Source organism: Parvularcula dongshanensis (genome assembly GCF_014199615.1).
Taxonomy (GTDB): Bacteria; Pseudomonadota; Alphaproteobacteria; order Caulobacterales; family Parvularculaceae; genus Parvularcula; species Parvularcula dongshanensis.
This window is the reverse complement of record NZ_JACHOB010000006.1, coordinates 98,509-117,337: the sequence shown is the minus strand read 5'-3', so window position 1 is coordinate 117,337 and position 18,829 is coordinate 98,509. Positions and strand designations below refer to the sequence as shown.

At 67.7% G+C, this 18,829-nt stretch carries 14 protein-coding genes; 5 read left to right on the top strand and 9 right to left on the bottom strand.

Going from position 1 to position 18,829, the window contains the following annotated elements; all coding sequences use genetic code 11:
* Positions 1-111 precede the first annotated feature (111 nt).
* The gene (locus GGQ59_RS12945) at positions 112-2,436 is read right to left on the bottom strand and encodes an ATP-dependent helicase (RefSeq protein ID WP_183819288.1); all 2,325 of its coding nucleotides are present in this window, start codon (positions 2,434-2,436) and stop codon (positions 112-114) included.
* A 128-nt stretch (positions 2,437-2,564) separates the two neighbouring features.
* Between GGQ59_RS12945 and GGQ59_RS12940 the strand changes: the two genes are divergently transcribed.
* Complete coding sequence (locus tag GGQ59_RS12940; protein WP_183819286.1) at positions 2,565-3,572, top strand: zinc-dependent alcohol dehydrogenase family protein; 1,008 nt, start codon at positions 2,565-2,567, stop codon at positions 3,570-3,572.
* 3 nt (positions 3,573-3,575) lie between these two features.
* Here GGQ59_RS12940 and GGQ59_RS12935 read toward each other — a convergent pair whose 3' ends face one another.
* Both GGQ59_RS12935 and GGQ59_RS15485 read right to left on the bottom strand, forming a co-directional pair.
* On the bottom strand, positions 3,576-4,439 hold the full coding sequence (locus GGQ59_RS12935; RefSeq protein WP_183819284.1) for an oxidoreductase: 864 nt from the start codon (positions 4,437-4,439) through the stop codon (positions 3,576-3,578).
* Positions 4,440-4,507: 68 nt separating this feature from the next.
* The gene (locus GGQ59_RS15485; RefSeq protein ID WP_343074336.1) at positions 4,508-4,837 is read right to left on the bottom strand and encodes a GNAT family N-acetyltransferase; all 330 of its coding nucleotides are present in this window, start codon (positions 4,835-4,837) and stop codon (positions 4,508-4,510) included.
* Between the two features lie 520 nt (positions 4,838-5,357).
* Between GGQ59_RS15485 and dnaE the strand changes: the two genes are divergently transcribed.
* Complete coding sequence (gene dnaE / locus GGQ59_RS12925) at positions 5,358-8,795, top strand: DNA polymerase III subunit alpha (RefSeq protein ID WP_183819282.1); 3,438 nt, start codon at positions 5,358-5,360, stop codon at positions 8,793-8,795.
* A 5-nt stretch (positions 8,796-8,800) separates the two neighbouring features.
* Here dnaE and GGQ59_RS12920 read toward each other — a convergent pair whose 3' ends face one another.
* Complete coding sequence (locus GGQ59_RS12920) at positions 8,801-9,139, bottom strand: hypothetical protein (RefSeq protein ID WP_183819280.1); 339 nt, start codon at positions 9,137-9,139, stop codon at positions 8,801-8,803.
* 46 nt (positions 9,140-9,185) lie between these two features.
* Here GGQ59_RS12920 and GGQ59_RS12915 point away from each other — a divergent pair, with 46 nt between their 5' ends.
* Positions 9,186-10,727 carry a cryptochrome/photolyase family protein gene (locus GGQ59_RS12915; RefSeq protein WP_183819278.1) on the top strand — a complete coding sequence of 514 codons (1,542 nt, stop codon included), beginning with the start codon at positions 9,186-9,188 and terminating at the stop codon, positions 10,725-10,727.
* Positions 10,728-10,874: 147 nt separating this feature from the next.
* Here GGQ59_RS12915 and GGQ59_RS12910 read toward each other — a convergent pair whose 3' ends face one another.
* From GGQ59_RS12910 to GGQ59_RS12895, 4 genes are all read right to left on the bottom strand, one after another.
* On the bottom strand, positions 10,875-11,975 hold the full coding sequence (locus GGQ59_RS12910; protein ID WP_183819276.1) for an ATP-dependent DNA helicase: 1,101 nt from the start codon (positions 11,973-11,975) through the stop codon (positions 10,875-10,877).
* A 38-nt stretch (positions 11,976-12,013) separates the two neighbouring features.
* Positions 12,014-12,808 (bottom strand): exodeoxyribonuclease III, encoded by a 795-nt coding sequence (locus GGQ59_RS12905; RefSeq protein ID WP_183819274.1) that lies wholly within the window; start codon positions 12,806-12,808, stop codon positions 12,014-12,016.
* A complete protein-coding gene (locus GGQ59_RS12900) occupies positions 12,805-13,296 on the bottom strand; it encodes an MAPEG family protein (RefSeq protein WP_183819272.1) in 492 nt (163 codons plus the stop codon). Before GGQ59_RS12900 ends, GGQ59_RS12905 begins: the two co-directional genes overlap by 4 nt.
* Before the next feature lie 92 nt (positions 13,297-13,388).
* On the bottom strand, positions 13,389-13,877 hold the full coding sequence (locus GGQ59_RS12895) for a TIGR02300 family protein (RefSeq protein WP_183819271.1): 489 nt from the start codon (positions 13,875-13,877) through the stop codon (positions 13,389-13,391).
* Positions 13,878-14,002: 125 nt separating this feature from the next.
* On the opposite strand from GGQ59_RS12895, the gene aroA reads away from it, so the two are divergent.
* On the top strand, positions 14,003-15,295 hold the full coding sequence (gene aroA / locus GGQ59_RS12890) for a 3-phosphoshikimate 1-carboxyvinyltransferase (protein ID WP_183819269.1): 1,293 nt from the start codon (positions 14,003-14,005) through the stop codon (positions 15,293-15,295).
* A 45-nt stretch (positions 15,296-15,340) separates the two neighbouring features.
* Entirely contained in the window at positions 15,341-17,107 is a 1,767-nt protein-coding gene (locus GGQ59_RS12885) for a monovalent cation:proton antiporter-2 (CPA2) family protein (RefSeq protein WP_183819267.1), read from the top strand.
* A gap of 19 nt (positions 17,108-17,126) precedes the next feature.
* On the opposite strand, the gene GGQ59_RS12880 is transcribed toward GGQ59_RS12885, so the two are convergent.
* Positions 17,127-18,818 carry a GH39 family glycosyl hydrolase gene (locus tag GGQ59_RS12880; RefSeq protein ID WP_221401040.1) on the bottom strand — a complete coding sequence of 564 codons (1,692 nt, stop codon included), beginning with the start codon at positions 18,816-18,818 and terminating at the stop codon, positions 17,127-17,129.
* Positions 18,819-18,829: the final 11 nt, after the last annotated feature.

Genomic DNA, 18,829 nt, shown 5'->3' with positions numbered 1-18,829 from the left:
GCATGATGGAGGGGTGAGGGATAACGCCACGTGCCGAGACGCGGTTAACGCCCGGGACGCAACGTCAGGCAGGACGGGGGCTTCGCCTTAACGCGCCGAGTGGCATGGTCCTCAAGCGGCGCTCAGGAAGCTTCCGATCACCTTCTTGAGGCCTGCGTGATCGAACTCGACCTCGAGCTTGTTGCCGTCGACGCGGCGAACGGTACCAGTGCCGAACTTCTGGTGGAAGACGCGTTGGTCCCTCTCGAAGTCCGACTGGCCGGGGGCGGAGGATGCGATGAGGGTCGCCGATCCTTCGATCGGTGCCTTCCCGCTGCGGCCCGCGCGCTGCGCCCGGCGCCAGCCCGGCGTGTCGTAGCCGCCGCCGCTCTCGGTCCGCTCGACCACGAGGTCGTGGAACTGGCTGTGCGAGGGCAGGCTTTTGGCCGCGACGCCGTAGAGGCCGGGCTCGGAGGCGACGTCGACGTGTTCCTCTGGCAGCTCGTCGACGAAGCGGGAGGGGAGGGCGGACTGCCAGCGGCCGTAGACCTGGCGGTTCGCCGCGAAGCTGATGCGGCAGCTCTCCCGCGCGCGCGTGATGCCGACGTAAGCGAGGCGGCGCTCCTCTTCGAGGCCGTCCTTGCCCTTCTCGTCGAGGCTTCGTCCCGACGGGAACAGCTCCTCCTCCCAACCGGGCAGGAAGACGACCGGGAACTCGAGCCCCTTCGCGGCGTGGAGCGTCATCAGCCAGACCTGACCGCTCTCCTCGTCGGAGGTGCGCTCGGAGACGAGGGCGACGTGGTCGAGGTAGCCTTCGAGCGTGTCGAACTCGGAGGCGGCGTTGACGAGCTCTTTCAGGTTCTCGAGCTTGCCGGGGGCCTGCGCGTTCTTCGACGCCTTCCAGAAGTCCGTATAGCCCGACTCTTCGAGGACGAGTTCGGCGAGGTCGCCGGGGCGCTTGTCCTTGGCCGCGTCGGCCCATCGGTCGAGGCTGTCCAGGAACTCGCGCATGGCGGACTTCGCCTTGCCCTTGAGCTCGGACGTCTCGAGCAGGAAGCGGGCAGCGCCCGTCAGGCTCGTGCCGTTCATCCGCGATGCGACGTTCAGCATCTGGATCGCCTTGTCGCCGAAGCCGCGGCGCGGCTTGTTGACGATGCGCGCGAAGCTGAGGTCGTCGTCGGGGTTCCGCACGAGGCGGAGGTAGGCGAGGGCGTCGCGGGTCTCCTCGCGCTCGTAGAAGCGGGGGCCGCCGACGACTTGGTACGGTATGCCGGCCGTGTTGAAGCGCTCCTCGAAGCTGCGCATCTGGAAGGACGCGCGGACGAGGACGGCCATGTCGGAGAGCGAGCGTCCCTTGATCTGCTCGGACTCGATGTCGTCGCAGATGACGCGCGCTTCCTCGTCGCCGTCCCATACACCGCGCAGGATTACCTTCGAGCCTTCGGGAACGTCCGTGAACAGCGTCTTGCCGAGCCGGTCCTCGTTGTTGGCGATGACGGCGGAGGCGGCAGCGAGGATCGATGGCGTCGAGCGGTAGTTCTGCTCCAGACGGATGACCTTGGCGCCGGGGAAGTCCTTCTCGAACCGAAGGATGTTCTCGACCTCCGCGCCGCGCCAGCCATAGATCGACTGATCGTCGTCGCCGACCACGCAGACGTTGCCGCCCGTCTTGCCCTCGTCGTCCCGCGCGAGGAGGCGCAGCCAGAGGTACTGGGCGACGTTGGTATCCTGATACTCGTCGACCATCAGGTAGCGGAATCGGCGGTGGTACTCGGCGAGGATGTCGGGCTTCGTGCGGAAGATCGTCAGGTTGTGCACGAGGAGGTCGCCGAAGTCGGCGGCATTCAGGGCGACGAGGCGGGCCTGGTAGGCGCGGTAGAGCGCGATGGCCTTGCCCTCGCCGAACTCGTGCGCCTCGCGACCCGGCACCTCGTCGGGCGTCAGGCCGCGGTTCTTCCAGTCGTCGATCAGCCCCGCGAGCCCGCGCCCCGTCCAGCGCTTCTCGTCGAGGCCCGCCGCCTCGATCACCTGCTTGCAGAGACGGACCTGATCGTCGGTATCGATGATCGTGAAGCTCGACTTCAGGTCCACGACCTCGGCGTGGCGACGCAGGATCTGCGCACCGATCGAGTGGAAGGTGCCGAGCCAGCGCATTCCCTCGACCGAATCACCGACCAGCGCGCCGATCCGCTCGCGCATCTCGCGCGCGGCCTTGTTGGTGAAGGTGACGCAGAGGACCTCCCAGGGGCGGGCGAGGCCGGTCGACAGGATGTGCGCGAGGCGCGTCGTGAGCGCTCGCGTCTTCCCCGTGCCTGCGCCGGCAAGCATCAGGACGGGCCCTTCCGTCGTCAGCACGGCCTCTCGCTGGGGCGGGTTCAGCCCCTCAAGATAGTGGGGCTCGCCCCCGACGAGGGCGGGGGACGGACGGGCGGCGGCGCGTTCGGAGAGGGACGGCATGGGGACGGGATAACCTAAAGGGAACGTCGTGGGAACATCGTCGCGGATCGGGCTGCGGCAACAGCACGGTGAACCTTCACCCCGCCGGTGCGTGTTCGGCGGACCTAAGCAACCATTTCGAGGTTCCCATGCGCTGTGTCCGAGTCCGCGAAGGCGAAGGCCTAGAGAAGCTTTCCGTCGAGACCTGCGATGATCCCGGCCAACCGGGCGCGGGCGAGATCCGCGTCCGCATTCACGCGAACTCGCTCAACTTCCACGACTTCGCCGTCTGCTCGGGGCGGATGCAGGCCGATGATGGCCGCATCCCCATGTCGGACGGGGCGGGGATCGTCGAGGCCGTCGGTGAGGGCGTCTCGGAGTTCGCCAAGGGCGACGCCGTGCTCTCGGTCTTCTTCCCCGATTGGCAAAAGGACCGCGCGACCGCGACGGGATTCGGCCGTACACCTGGCGACGGGATCGACGGCTTCGCCCGCGAGGTCGTCGTCGCGCCCGCCACGCACTTCACCCGCCAGCCGAAGGGCTGGAGCCACGAGGAGTCCGCGACCCTGCCGACGGCGGCGCTGACGGCATGGCGCGCGCTCGTAGTCGAAGGCGGTTTGAAGCCTGGCGACACGGTCCTGACCATGGGCACGGGCGGGGTGTCGATCTTCGCGCTCCAGATGGCGAAGGCGATGGGCGCGACGGTCGTCGCGACGTCCTCTTCGAAGGAGAAGCTGGACCGCCTGCGCGAGATGGGTGCCTCCGAGCTCATCAACTACAAGGAGGACGAGGACTGGGGCCACACGGTCACGAAGCTGACCGGCGGGCGCGGCGCGGACGTCGTGGTCGAGATCGGCGGGGCGGGGACGCTGCCGAACTCCATTAACGCGGTCGCGATCGGCGGGCGCATCGTGATGATCGGCGTCCTGACCGGCGCGTCCGGCGAGGTGCCGACCGCGGCGCTCAGCGGCAAGCAGGCGACCGTTCACGGTGTCACCGTCGGCAGCCGCCAGCATCAGATCGAAATGATCGAGGGCCTGGAGGCGACCGGCATCAAGCCGATCGTGGACCGGACCTTCGACCTCGCCGACCTGAAGGCCGCCTTCGAGTACGAGAAGTCCGGCCAGCACTTCGGCAAGATCTGCACCTCGTTCTGACGGTCAGCCCCGCTGGGCGGCGATGCCGTCCAGCCGCTCGAGGGCGTCCGGCGGCAGGGTCAGTTCCGCCGCCCGGACGTTCTCGCGCAGGTGATCGACGGACGACGTGCCCGGGATGAGGAGCACGTTGGGCGCGCGTTGCAGCAGCCAGGCGATCGCGACGGAGCGGGGGGGCGCCTCTAGATCCCTCGCCACCGCGTCCAGCGTCTCCGACTGCAGCGGCGAGAAGCCGCCGAGCGGGAAGAAGGGCACGTAGGCGATGCCGGCTTCCGCCAGTTCGTCGATCAGCGCGTCATCGCCACGGTTCGCGATGTTGTACTCGTTCTGCACGCAGACGATGGGCGCGATCTGCCTTGCCGCCCGGACCTGGGCGGGGCTCACATTGCTGATCCCGATGTGACGGATGAGGCCCTGTTCCTTGAGCCGGACGAGGGTCCTCAGCGGCCCTTCGAGGTCGCCGTCCTTCTCCATTAAGCGCAAGTTCACGATGTCCATCGCCCGCAATCCGAGGCGGCCGAGGTTGTCCTCTACCGCTTTGGTCAGGCCCGCCTGCGACATGTCGGGAAGCCAAGCGCCCTCTTCGTCGCGATAGGCGCCGACCTTCGTGACGATGACCAGGCCGCGCGGATAGGGGTGCAGCGCCTCGTGGAGGATCTCGTTCGTGACGTGCGGGCCGTAGTAGTCGCTGGTATCGATGTGATCGATGCCGAGGCTGACGGCTTCGCGCAGGACGTCGAGCGCAGCGTCGCGGTCCTTGGGCGGGCCGAAGACGTGAGGGCCCGCAAGCTGCATCGCGCCGTAGCCGAGGCGATGCACCGTGAGGTCGGTGCCGGGGAAGGTGAAGGTGCCGCCGAGGCGCTGTGGCATGGTCGTCTCCGTTCGGTCTGCCAACGAGGTAGAGCGAAACACGCCGACCGTCCCGTCGTCCCGGTCGCCTACTTCTTCAGAACGTCCCGCCACGCCTCATGGCGTTCGATCTGCGCCTTCGCGTAGGGGCAGAGGGGGATGATGCTGCGTCCCTCCGCGCGCGCATCCTCGACGCCGCGCCGGACGAGCGCCTGGCCGACGCCTCGTCCTCGTAGGGCCTCGTCGACCCGCGTATGATCGATGATGATCGTCTTCTCGCCGGCCCGGGAGTAGGTCATCTCCCCGCCCGAACCGTCCAGCGTCGCGTCGTAGCGGCCCTTCGATTCGGTCTCTTCGCGATCTATGCGAAGGCCGCTCGGCGCATCCGGCTCGCCCTCGCTGTTTCTGTTGTCGCTCACGGATTTCTGCCTTTCGCTGACGGCGATACCGACACCGAACAGCGGGTTCTGACCCGAGGTTCGCAGAAGGCTTCGACCCGGCTCAGAACGCAACGCCGTGCTGTCCCGCCTTCGTGACCTTGCACCACTTGTGGAAAAGTCCGACTCGGAACTGGGACGAAACAGGAACGCGCATAAACCCCCTAGTTTCCTAGCTTTCGGCCCCTCTCCGCCGCCCCGGACAGGAAGGCGCCTAACCGGATTGGAGAGAACATCAGGCAAACATTCCTTGCGGCTAGAACAAACCACGAATACGAACATTCGCGGAACAAGTGAGGGATGACGACCATGGCGAACACGATCAAGGACGGCCTGGGCATGATGGTGCAGATCGGCCTCGTGGCGGCGGCGACGGTGCTGGGCGGACCGTTCGGCTGAGGGCGAACCGGGCGGCCCTACGGGCCGTCCCTGTGGATATCTTGAGGCGGCGTTAACCATGTTCACCCAAGCCGGGCGGGCCGAATCGCTCTCCCCTTGGGTCATGCCCGCCAGCTTCATCCACCTCCACTGCCACTCGGCCTTCTCCTTGGCCGAGGGGGCCATGCCCATCGGGGCGCTGCGCGACGTTTGCGTCCAGGCGAAGATGCCTGCGCTGGCGGTCACGGACACCAACAACCTGTTCGGCGCGCTCGAAGCGTCGGAGGTGCTGTCGGGGGCGGGCGTCCAGCCGATCACCGGCATGGAGGTCGCGGTCTGCCCCGAGGATCTGGGGCTCGACGCGGGCGGGCATGACGGCCTGCCGCGCGTGGTGCTCCTCGCGCAGGACGAGGCGGGGTACCGCCGACTTATGGCGCTCGGCTCTCAGGGCTATCTGAACCCGGCGGTCGAGGGGCAGACCTGCATTCACCTCGCCGACCTCTTGGACGAGACGGCGGGACTCCTGTGCCTGACCGGCGGGCCCAACGGACCGCTCGACCGGCTCTACTGCGTGGGTCGCGACGCCGAGGCCGAGGCGTTGGCGAGCCGCCTAGAAGAGGCGTTCCCGCGCCGGCTCTACGTCGAGGTGCAGCGGCACCCCTCCGCAGAGACGACGGACAGGGCAGGGCGGTATCCGTGCGAGCAGCGCCTCCTGCACCTTGCCTACGGCCGCGACCTTCCGATCGTCGCGACGAACAACGTCTACTACGCGAAGCCCTCCGACCACGAAGCGCACGACGCGCTCCTCTGCATCGCGAACGGCGCCTACATCAGCCAGGACGACCGGCGCCGGGTCAGCGCGGACCACTACTTCAAGTCCGAAGCCGAGATGTTGGCGCTCTTCGCGGACCTGCCCGAGGCGTGCGAGGCGACGCTCGAGGTCGCGCAGCGTTGCGCCATGCGGCCGCGCACGCATCCGCCGATCCTGCCCAGCTTCGCCGGCGACCTCGAGGGGGAGACGAAGGAGCTCGAACGTCAGGCCAAGGAAGGTCTCAAGAAGCGCCTCGCCGCGATCGAACTCGCAGGGCCCGAAGAGGACTACTGGAAGCGCCTCGAGCTGGAGCTGTCCATCATCGCGAAGATGGGCTTCCCCGGCTACTTCCTCATCGTCGCGGACTTCATCCAATGGGCGAAGTCGCAGAGCATTCCCGTAGGACCCGGCAGGGGCTCGGGCGCGGGCAGCCTCGTCGCCTACGCGCTGACGATCACGGACCTCGACCCCTTGCGCTTCGGGCTCCTCTTCGAGCGGTTCTTGAACCCCGAGCGGATCTCGATGCCGGACTTCGACGTCGACTTCTGCCAGGACCGGCGCGACGAGGTCATCGCCTACGTCCAGCGCAAGTACGGCCACGACCGCGTCGCGCAGATCATCACCTTCGGTAAGCTGCAGGCACGCGCCGTCCTGCGCGACGTAGGGCGCGTCCTTCAGATGCCGTTCGGCCAGGTCGACCGTCTGTGCAAGATGGTGCCGAACAACCCCGCGAACCCGGTGACGCTCGCCCAAGCCATCGCGGGCGAACCGCGCCTGCGGCAGGAGCGGGATGGAGACGAGCAGGTCGCGCACCTCCTCTCCACCGCGCTGAAGCTCGAAGGGCTCTACCGCCACGCCTCGACCCACGCGGCGGGCGTCGTGATCGGCGACCGTCCGCTCAAAGAGCTAGTGCCGCTCTACCTCGATCCGCGTTCGGACATGCCGGCGACCCAGTTCAACATGAAGTGGGTCGAGCCTGCGGGCCTCGTGAAGTTCGACTTCCTCGGCCTCAAGACGCTCACGGTCATCCGCCGGGCGGCCGACCTTATCGGCGGTGACTTCGACCCGGCGGCGATCCCGATGGGGTGCGAGGCGACCTACGACATGCTCGGCAAGGGCGACGCGGTCGGGGTGTTCCAGCTCGAAAGTTCGGGCATGCGCGCGGCGCTCAAGGGCCTGAACGCCGACTGCCTCGAAGACATCATCGCCCTCGTCTCGCTCTACCGGCCGGGTCCGATGGACAACATCCCGACCTATATCGAGCGCAAGGCGGGGCGCGAGGCGCCGGACTATCTGTACCCGACGCTCGAGCCGATCCTGAAAGAGACGCACGGCGTCATCATCTACCAGGAACAGGTGATGCAGATCGCCCAGGTCCTGTCCGGCTACTCCCTCGGTGAGGCCGACCTTCTTCGCCGCGCCATGGGTAAGAAGAAGAAGGAGGAGATGGACCTGCAACGGGTCCGCTTCGTCAATGGCGCGAAGGACAACGGCGTCGACCCCGACAAGGCGCGCTCGATCTTCGAGCTGGTGGCGAAGTTCGCAGGCTACGGCTTCAACAAGTCGCACGCCGCCGCCTACGCCTGGATCAGCTATCAGACCGCCTGGCTCAAGGCGAACCACACGGCCGAGTTCCTGGCCGCGTCCATGTCGCTCGACATGGGGCTCACGGACAAGCTCGGCGGTTTTCTGTCTGAGGCCAAGCGGTGCGGCGTGACGGTGCATCCGCCTTGCGTCAATGCCTCGGGCATGGACTTCACCGTGAAGGAAGGCGCGATCCACTACGCCCTCGGCGCGCTGAAGAACGTCGGGACCGAGGCGATGCGGCACGTCGAGGAGGAGCGGCGCCGGGGCGGGCCTTTCCGCGACCTCCACGACTTCGCCGAGCGCATCGACGGCCGCCGAATCGGCAAGCGCGGCTTCGAGCAGTTGGCGCGCGCAGGCGCGTTCGACGCGCTCTGCCCGGACCGCGCCGTCGCCTTCGCCGCGGCGGAGTTCCTGTGCCGCTACTCCGCAAGCCACGCCGAGGAGAAGGCGTCCGCGCAGGGCGGCCTATTCGGCGACGCCGGCCCCGCGCTGGCGCGGCCGCCGCTGCCGAGGGCTGAGCCTTGGGTGCCGCTCGAGAAGCTCGATCATGAGCTCGGCTCGATCGGGTTCTACTTCTCCGGCCACCCGCTCGACGACTACGACGAGGTCCTGGGCAGCAAAGGCGTCCGTCCGCAGGCGGAAGTGATGCAGGCGGCGCAGGGCACCAAGATCTCCTGCCAGATGGCGGGCATCGTCCGCGAGGTCACGCCGCGCCGGTCGAAGTCGGGCAAGCCGTTCGCCTGGATCACCTGCTCGGACCGCTCCGGCGACTTCGAGCTGACGGTGTTCTCAGAGGTGCTGGACGCCCAGCGCGACCTTCTCGTCCCGGGCGCGCTCCTCTGCTTCTCCGTGACGGCGGAGGACCGCGACGGCACGGTCCGCCTGACGGGGGAGGGGGCGCGGCGCCTCGACGGCGAGACGGCGTCGAGCACGGCGGCGCTCCGCATCACGCTCGACTCGCCCCTCGCGCTTCCGGCGCTGAAACGCCGCCTCGCGGTCGTCAGTCAGCAGGGCGGGCGCGGCGCCGCGCGGCTTCTCCTGTCGCTGCGCGACGCGGGCTGCGAGGTGGAGCTAGCGCTGCCCGACACCGTGCCTGCGACGGTGGCGGTGAAGGGCGCGATCAAGACGATCGACGGCGTCTGCGGGGTCGAGCTGGTTCACTGACCAGCTCAGCCGCGCATCCCCTCTGCGAAGAGCAGCGTCATCAGGATGCCGATCGCGGCGAGCAGGAACACCCGCTTCCGCGTCCGCCTCAGGAACAGCGCGCCGATGACCCAGGTCGATACGAACGCCGCCCCCGCGATGCTCGCGATCTCGACGGCGAGGTCCCGGGTCATCCAAGCCATGACCTCTGTGCCGTAGCGGCCTTGGTAGATGAAGAGCGCGACCCCGACGAAGAGCAGGTAGCGGAAGGCAAGGCCGATCACCGTCTTCAGAACGACGGCCAGCACGAAGAGGCCGAGCACCACCGCGCCAAGAATGAGGAGTGTGTCCGGCCCGCCCGTCATGCCTCGTTGCTAGCCCGCTCTAGGTAACGAAGGAAAGGGAGGTTTCATGCCCGCGCTCCGCCTCGTCCTCGGTGACCAGCTGACCCGCGACATCCCCGCCTTGCGCGGCGCCGACCCCGCGCGGGACGTCGTCCTGATGGCGGAGGTCTGGGACGAGGCGACCTATGTTCGCCACCACAAGCAGAAGATCGTCTTCTTGTTCTGTGCCATGCGCAGCTTCGCGGAGAGCCTTCGGGCCGAGGGCTTCACCGTCCGCTACGTGACGCTGGACGACCCCGCGAACACCGGCAGCCTGTTCGGCGAGGTCCGCCGGGCGTTCGAAGACGAGAGCGTCGACGAGCTGGTCACGACCGCTTGCGGCGAGGTGCGGCTCGCCGACGACATGGAGGGGTGGCAGCGCCGGCTGAACCGGCCGGTGACGATCCGCGACGACGACCGCTTCGTCTGTTCCCTGCCGGAGTTCCGCGCCTGGGCCGAAGGGCGCAAGGCGCTGCGGATGGAGTTCTTCTATCGCGAGATGCGAAAGAAGACGGGCCTCCTGATGCGCGACGGGAAGCCCGAGGGCGGGCAGTGGAACTTCGATCAGGACAATAGAAAGCGCCTTCCCGACGGCTATGAGCCGCCCGAGCGGCCGCTAAAGCGGGACGACCCGCTGACGCGCGAGGTAATGGCGCTGGTCGAGGACCGGTTCGGCGGCCACTTCGGGACGCTCGATCACTACGCCTTCGGCCACATGCGCGACGACGCGCTGTTGCAGCTCGGCCGCTTCGTCGAGGAGAGCCTGCCGCGCTTCGGGCACTATCAGGACGCGATGGCGACGGGGCAGGACTTCCTGAACCACTCGCTTCTGTCCGTGTACATGAACGCAGGCCTCTTGACGCCCATGGAGGTGTGCGAGGCGGCCGAAGAGGCGTACCGCGAGGGCCACGCGCCGCTCAACTGCGCGGAGGGCTTCATCCGCCAGATCATCGGCTGGCGCGAGTACGTGCGCGGCATCTACTGGCTGAAGATGCCGGAGTACAAGAAGCGCAATGCCCTCGGCGCCGAGGCCCCGCTGCCGGACTTCTACTGGACAGCCGAGACGGACATGCACTGCGTGGCGGAGGCCGTGCGGAACACGCGCGACAACGCTTACGCGCACCACATCCAGCGCCTGATGATCACGGGCCAGCTCGCCATGCTGCTGGGCGTGCACCCCGACCACATCAACGAATGGTACCTCGTCGTCTACGCAGACGCCTATGAGTGGGTGCAGCTGCCCAACACGCACGGCATGGCGATCTTCGCCGATGGCGGGGTGATGGGGTCGAAGCCCTACGCGGCGTCAGGCGCCTACATCAACCGGATGTCCGACTACTGCGGGCACTGTGCCTACGACGTCGGCAAGAAAACCGGGAAGGGGGCGTGCCCGTTCAACTATCTCGACTGGGACTTCCTGATGCGGAACGAGGGGCAACTGCGGCAGAACGCGCGGATGAAGATGCCTTATCGGAACCTGGACCGGAAGGACGAGGGGGAGCGGAAGGTCATACGCGCGGATGCGGAGCGGTTTCGCGAGACACTAACTTACGATTGGGGAGCGGACTGAGCCGTGGGTATCACCTCTCCCTCGGAAGAGATCGGCATCTTCAATGCCGGGTGAGGGGACGGCGGTTCGGCTAATCGCGAGCGCTGTTGGCCCTCACCCCAAATCGTTGATTTGGACCTCTCCCATAGGGAGAGGTGGGGTACGGTGCTACCTCACCACCGTCAGGCGCTCCGCCGCACGCGTCACGCCCGTATAGAGCCACGCCATCTTGTGCTCGCGGAACGCGAAGCTCTCGTCGAAGAGCACGACCTCGTCCCACTGCGAGCCCTGCGCCTTGTGCACCGTAAGCGCGTAGCCGTAGTCGAACTCGTCCGAGCGGCGGCGTTTGGGCCAAGGAAGGTTCTCCGCCTCGCCGGTGAAGAACTCCGGCAGTACCGAGACCTTGACCGAGCGGCCCTCGTCCTCGGGCAGGAGGGTCAGGCTCAGCATGCCCTTCTTCTTTCCGTGCCGCTGTTTCACCGTCCACATGGAGCCGTTGAGGAGGCCCTTCTGCTTGTTGTTCCGCAGGCAGACGAGGCGTTCGCCGACCCACGGGCTGTCGCCGTCGAAGTTCAGCCGCTCGCGCATCCGGTCGTTGTAGCGCTTGCGGTTGCGGTTCGTCCCTACGAGCACCTGGTCGGCGTCCATCACCGCCTGCGGGTCGAGGTCCGCCTTGCGGATGACCTTCGCCTCGCCCCAGTCGCCGTAGTCCGGCACCTCGCCCTCGCGGATCTGCATGGAGAGGCGGACGATGGGGTTGTCCGCGGCCTGCCGGTGGACCTCGGTCAGCATCACGTCGGGCTCGGCCTCGGTGAAGTAGCCGCCGCCCTTCACGGGGGGCAACTGGGCGGGGTCGCCGAGCACGAGGACCGGCGCGCCGAAGGAAAGGAGGTCGCGCCCCAGCTCCTCGTCAACCATGGAGCACTCGTCGATGATGATGAGCGCCGCCTCGCCCGCCGGTGCGTCGCGGCGGATCGTGAACATGGGCTGTTCGTCCCCCTCCTCGTCCTCCTCGGTCTTGGCGGGGCGGTAGATGAGGGAGTGGATCGTCTGCGCGCCCTGACAGCCGCGCTGCCGCATGACGTGGGCGGCCTTGCCGGTGAAGGCGGCGTAGCGCACCTCGCCGTCGACGCCTTCGGCCAGGTGCTGCGCCAGCGTCGTCTTACCGGTGCCTGCGAAGCCGAACAGGCGGAAGACCTGGCTGTCGCGGTTGGAGAGCCAGCGCGAGGCGGCCTTCAGCGCCTCGTCCTGTTGGGGGGACCATTTCATGAACACGGGTGTAGCAGGAGGAGCGGACCTGACCAGTCCTAGGCGATCTCCACCCAGACCGGCACGTGATCTGACGGCTTGGCCTCGGGACTGCCCGTGTTCGGGTCGCGCACGCCCGCGTCGACGCCGCCCGCTTCGAGCCTGTCCGCCGCCTGCGGACTGAGAAGCCAGTGGTCGATCCTGAGGCCGTTGTTCTTGTCCCAGGCGCCGCGCTGATAGTCCCAGAAGGTGTAGTAGGGCTCGCCCATCAACTGCGGCAGCGCATCGGTCAGGCCGAGGTTGAGAATACGGCGGTAGGCCTGGCGCGACTCGATCCGGAAGAGGGCGTCGCCCAACCACCGAGAGGGGTCGTAGACGCCGCTCTCGTTCGGAATGACGTTGTAGTCGCCGCCGAGGGCGAAGGCCTCTTCGGTCGCCAGCAGGCGCTTCGCATGCGCCTCGAGCGCTTCCATCCAGGCGAGCTTGTAGTCGTATTTCGGCCCGGGCGCAGGGTTGCCGTTCGGCAGGTAGAGGCCGCCGACACGCAAGGGCGCGGCATCCTCCGGCACGATCAGCGCCTCGATGTAGCGCGAGTGCTCGTCCTCGTACTCCGGCAGGCCGCGACGCACGTCCTCGACCGGGTGGCGCGAGAGGAGGGCGACGCCGTTATAGGTCTTCTGGCCGTGGACGTGCACGTCGTAGCCTAGGTCTTCGAAGGCTTCGGCCGGGAACTTCTCGTCTACGCACTTGATCTCCTGCAGGACGCAGACGTCGGGCCGCGCCTCGGAGAACCAGTCGAGGACGCGCGGCAGGCGCGCGCCGACGGAGTTCACGTTCCAACTCGCGATCTTCATGGGACGAGGCCGATCTCTTCGGAGAAGTCTTGCTGCGCTTCGCGCGCGAGTTCGTTCGCCTTCATGTCGAAGATCAGGCTGCCGCGCGCCTCGAAGGCGATGGTGAGCCAGAAGATCGCGAGGACGAAGGGGCCGACCGCGAAGGCGTAGAAGCGGTGACGCAGGTTGTTGTTCGTGTTGTGAATGACGGCGTGACCGATCCGCGAGGCGACGAAGAGCCAGGCGAGGAGCCCGGTCCACCAGTTGGTCAGGCCGAACAGGATCGCGAAGACCGCGCCGACGTAGAAGAGGACCGGCAACTCGAACTGGTTCGAGTAGCTCGAAGCCAACCGCTTCGCGTCCTCGGCATAGACGCCCGTGTCGGTCCGCGCGCGCTCCGCGAGGGCCGGGTCCGACTTGAGGTCTCGCATCCTCTTCGTCGGCAGGACGAAGAGGAGGGTGAGGGACAGGCCGACCTGAATGAGGACGGGCAGAAAGATCGAGTACATGGGCGCCTCCGGAGCGATCCCCTAACGGGGTTCGCCCGAAGGCCCAAGCGCGGCGCGCGGCGGGAACCGCCGCATGCGGGGAAGCGAAGCGCTCAGCGCTCCTCCTCTTCGTCGCTGCCGGTCACGACGCCGCTGAAGTCCTCGTCGTCGTCGTCGCTGAGGACGGTGACGTCGTCGTCTTCTTCGATGTCGATGTCGTCGTCGCCGATGTCGTCATCGCCGAGGTTCTCATTGTCCTCGTCGTCTTCTTCCTCGTCGTCCTCGTCGAGGCTCTTCTTCCGCTTGGACTGGGCGGGTTCTTCGTCCTCATCGACCTCGTCGAGGCTCGTCTCCCGCTCGTCCGCCGGGATGTCGTCCTCGTCCTCGTCGTCTTCATCCTCGTCCTCGTCGGCCTCGGTGTCCTTCGACGCCTTGGCCCGGGCCGTTTCTTCCTGCGGCCGCATCCGGCGCGGCTTCAACAGGGCTTCGGGCGTGAACTCCTCGCCGCACTTGGGACAGTGGGCAGGGTCCTTGTTGAGGTCGTAGAAGCGCGCCCCGCAGTTGGGGCAGTCGCGTTTGGTGCCAAGCTCTTCGTTTGCCACGGGGGTCCTTGAATGTTCTTGCTGGTGCAGGGTTCAGGCGGGTCTGCCGCGCGCGGGCGGCGGTTGCAAGAGGGCGGGACGCCTGCCACAGAACGTAAGGCCGGGCAGGCGAGGGGACGCAAAAGATGACGCTGACCGCACACCCGTCGGGACCGCTGCGGGGGATCGCGCGCGTTCCCGGCGACAAGTCGATCTCGCACAGGGCTTTGATGCTCGGCGCGGTGGCCGAGGGCGAGACCATCGTCGAGGGGCTGCTCGAGGCCGACGACGTCTTGCGCACCGCCGCGGCGCTCCGAGCCTTCGGGGCCGAGATCGAGCGCGACGAACGCACCTGGCGCGTTCGCGGAGGCGATTGGGCGGCGCCGAGCCGGGCGCTCTACATGGGCAATGCCGGGACTGGCGCGCGCCTCCTGATGGGGCTCGCCGCCGGACGGCAGCTGCCCTGCACCTTCACGGGCGACGCCTCGCTTCGCGGACGTCCGATGGCGCGGATCACCGATCCGCTGGTCCGCATGGGCGCGCAGGCCGTGACGCGGGGCGGGCAGCTGCCGGTCTCCCTCGCGGGCGGAAGGCTTTCCGGCATCACCTACCGACTGCCGAAGCCCTCGGCGCAGGTGAAGTCCGCCGTCCTCCTCGCAGGTCTCGGCGCCGAGGGCGTCACCACGGTCGAAGAGCCCGTGCCGACCCGCGACCACACCGAGCGGATGCTGCGCGCCTTCGGCGTTCACATCGGTATCGAGCCGATGGAGGCAGGACTGCGCGTCAGCGTCGAGGGTGGTCAGCGCCTGCGGGCCTGTCCCGTGACCGTGCCGGCCGACCCTTCCTCCGCGGCCTTCCCCATCGTCGCGGCGCTGATCGGCGAGGGGGCGGAGGTGACGATCCCGGGGGTCATGACCAACCCGCGCCGGACCGGCCTTCTCGACGTCCTCGTCTCGATGGGTGCCCGGTTCGAACGCCGAAACGAGCGTGACGTCGGCGGCGAGACCGTCTGCGACCTCGCGGTCCGATCGAGCCCGCTGCGGGCGGTGCACGTCATGCCCGAGCAGGTGCCGGACATGGTGGACGAGATCCCGATCCTCGCCGTTGCCGCTGCCTTCGCGGAGGGAATCACGCGTATCGAGGGCCTAGAAGAGCTCCGCGTGAAGGAGTCCGATCGGCTCGCGGCGACGCTCGCCCTTCTGCAGGCGAACGGCGTACCCTGCGAGGCGGGAGAGGACTGGCTGAAGATCGAGGGCGGCACCGTGCCCGGCGGCGGTACGGTCGCGACGCTGCATGACCACCGGATCGCGATGGCCGCGCTCGTGCTCGGCTCGGCTGCGCACAGCCCCGTCGCGATCGACGATCCCGCCCCGATCGACACGTCCTTTCCGAGCTTCCGGTCTCTGATGGAGGGGCTCGGCGTTCGCTTCGAGGGCTGAGTACCCGCCGCGACAGGGCCGCGTCGGTCTTTTAAGACAATCGTCATGGCCGGTCCCGCGAACACAGACTTCCTCGTCCAAGCGGCGACCTATCTCGGCGCGACGGCCGTCGCCGTGCCGCTGTTCAAGCGGCTGAAGCTCGGCACCGTCATCGGTTTCCTTGCGGCGGGGCTCGTCCTCGGCCCGGACGGGCTCGGTCTCCTCCGGCACGAGGAGGACGTGTTCGGCGTCGCGGAGTTCGGGGTCGTCCTCTTCCTCTTCGTCATCGGACTGGAGCTCAGCCTGCCGCGTCTGTGGGAGATGCGCAGGACGATCTTCGGGCTCGGCGTCTTGCAGATGGGGGTTACGGGCGCGCTCGTCGCGGCGGCGTTGACGCTCGTGTTCGGCCTCGACCTTGCCCCTGGGTTGATCGCAGGCTTCGCCTTCGCCTGTTCCTCGACCGCGTTCGTGCTCAGCCTTCTCGAAGAGCGGCGTGAACTGGCCACCCCCTACGGCAGGCGCGCCTTCTCCGTCCTTCTCTTCCAGGACCTCGCTGTCATCCCCCTGCTCGCGGCGATTCCGATCTTCGCCGGTGCGCAGGGCGGGGAGGTCGCGTTCTCGCCGAGCGCGATCCTGTTGGCTGCAGTCACCGTCGTCGGCGTGATCCTCATCGGCCGGTTCGTGCTCGACCCGTTCTTTCGCCTGATCGCCAGTGCGGGCAGTCGGGAGGCCTTCGCCGCTGCCGCGCTGTTCGCGGTGGCGGGCGTGGCGTTGCTCGTGTCGGCGGCCGGCCTGTCCATGGCGCTCGGCGCCTTCCTGGCGGGCGTGCTGCTCGCGGAGTCGAGCTACCGCCACCGCATCGAGGCCGACATCGAACCTTTCCGGGAGCTGCTGCTCGGGCTCTTCTTCATCGGCGTCGGCATGCAGCTGGATCTCGAAATCCTGGCGCGGGAGTGGTTGGTCATCTTGGTGGCGACGATCGGCCTCGTCGCGCTCAAGGGCGGTGTCCTCTGGCTCGTCTGCCGGTTGACGGCGCTCGAACCGTTCGACCGGCTTCGCGTCGCCGCGATCCTCAGTCAGGGCGGCGAGTTCGCCTTCGTCGTCTTCAGCCTCGGAGCGGGAAGGGGCCTCTTCAGCTCCGAGTTCGCGACTCTGGCTGCGGCCGTCGTCACGTTGTCCATGGTGGCGACGCCGCTCCTCCTCCTCGTGATCGCCCGCACTCATCGCGAAGCGCCGGTCGATACGGACGGCTTCCCGAGCCTGCCCGAGGAGAGCCGCCGGGTCGTCCTCGTCGGCTTCGGCCGGTTCGGACAGATCATCGCGCAGGTCCTGATCGGCAGCCGCGTCAGCCTGACGGCGGTGGACACCGACCCGAGGCGGATCGAAGCGGCACGGGCCTACGGACACGAAGTCTACTACGGGGACGGCACGGACCTCTCGCTGCTTCGCCAGGCGGGCGCGTTGCGAGCGGACGCGATCATCTTCGCGGTGAAGGACACCAAGCGGGTGAGCCGCGCCGTCGAGGCGCTGAAGGAGGAGGCGCCCGATCTTCGCATCGTCCTTCGCGCCTACGACCGGATGGCCGCGCTCGAGCTCCTGCGGACCGGGGCGGACGCGGTCATTCGCGACACGCTTGAATCGGCGCTAAAGACGGCGCGGATCACACTCGACCTTACCGGGCACACGGAACGCCTCATCGACGACGTGATCGACGAGTTCCGCGAACGCGACCGGGCCCGCCTCTTCGCGCAGAAGGACGGCGACATCTTCGCCAAGAAGGACGAGATGCTGGCGCCCTTCGCGGCGGTGGGGGAAGAACGGCGGAACCGATAAGGCGCGGGGGCGGTACCGGTCAGTCCGCCTCCAGCACCAGAAGCGATACGCCGCGCCTCGGCAGGGTGAAGTCGACCACCGCCTTACCGTTCTCGACCGCGACCTGCTCAGGTTCACCGAGCGCGCTCAGGCCGGAAGCTTCTTCGAGGGCGCCCGTCTGCGCTGCCGTCGGCTCGGCCGGAGAGCCCATTCGCTGCCACGCGGCGAAAGCGTTGCTGTGCTCCTCGTCGATCCGGTAGTGCTTGAGCGTCGCGCCCTCGGCTTTTGCCGGTAGCCCTTCGAAGGTGAGGGTCACCGCAGCGTCTGGACCGTCCACCATGTCGTCGTGATAGTGCCAGACCATGGCGGTCACGGTGTTCCCGTCGCGCGCGGCGTAGGCGGCGACGTCGGGCTCTTCGCGCACCCCGTCCGCCATGATCGCGTCGAGCGGAACCGCGCCGCTCGACTGGGTCTGAACTTCGTCCCCGGACATCATCGAGAACATGCGGAAGACGTTCAGGACCGGCTTGTCGATCCCGTGGGTGGCAAGGCTGCGGAAGCCAGCGAAGATCGGCTGGTCTTCGAAGGTGAAGGCCCAGGTGAGGGCGCCTTCGAGGTCCACATCGTGCCGCCGCGCCAGTTCGTGCTTCCGCGCGAAGACGGCGGCGGTGTAGGACGAGTACATGGTGCCGTTGCGGTACTGGACGTCTTCGCCCTGACAGGCCGCGCAGCCTTCGGGGTCGGACTCGCCGATCACGATCGGCTTGTCCGAGATCTCGGGGAACTCCTCGATCAGGCTGAACGCCGTGTCGATCGTCTTGAGCTGGTGCCCGATGCCCATACGCAGGACGCCGTCCACGGTCTCGGGCGAGCCCTTGGCGTGAAAGGCAAGGACGTCGAGCTTCGTGCCGGTCTCGCCCGTCGCGTAGTTCTCGCCGCGCAAGGCGTGCTCGTAGAAGCCCCGCGCCACGTCGCCGCCGTCACCGGCCGTGTGCGGGCCCGCGACCCTTGCGGTCGGGAGCGCCCGCAGGAGGCCCGCCACGGCGTAGTCGTTGAGCTTCAGGAACTCTTCGTCCGTGCCCTGCCAGTAGACGATGTTCGGCTCGTTCCAGGTCTGCCAGTACCAGCTCTCGACCTCTTCGCGGCCGTACCGCTCCACGCAGTGCTTCGCCCACTGATAGACGAGTTCTTCCCACTTCTCGTAGTCGGTCGGCGGGTAGGCCCAGCCGGTCTCGAAGGTGCCGTCCTCCTCGCCCCAGCTGTGCCTGTAGGGCTCGGGCTTCGAGGACAGCGCCTCGGGCATGAAGCCGATCTCGACGTAGGGTTTCACGCCGCGCTCGAGGTAGGTGTCGAAGATGCGGTCCGCGATCGTCCAGTCGTAGACGGGATTGCCGTCCTCATCCTCCGTATAGGCGTTCGTCGAGCCCCACTTCAGGCTGCCCGTCCCGTCGCCCGTCGTCAGGAGGTTGTGCGCGCGGAAGTAGACCTCGCCGGGGCGCAGCTCTCCGAGCTCGCCGATCAGCTCCTCGCCGTTCTCGCGGTAGACGTAGTTCGGCTCGTCCGCCCCGAAGAAGCGCCAGATCGGATCGACGGGCGCGATCGAGGTGCTCGCGTCGACCTCGATCTCGACCGGGAAGGGCGGGTCCTGCACAGCGTTGGCGGCACTCCAGGTCGCGAACGTCGTGGTCAGCCCAAACATCAGCAAAGCCGGTGATCCTAGCCCGATCTTCACGCGCCATCCTC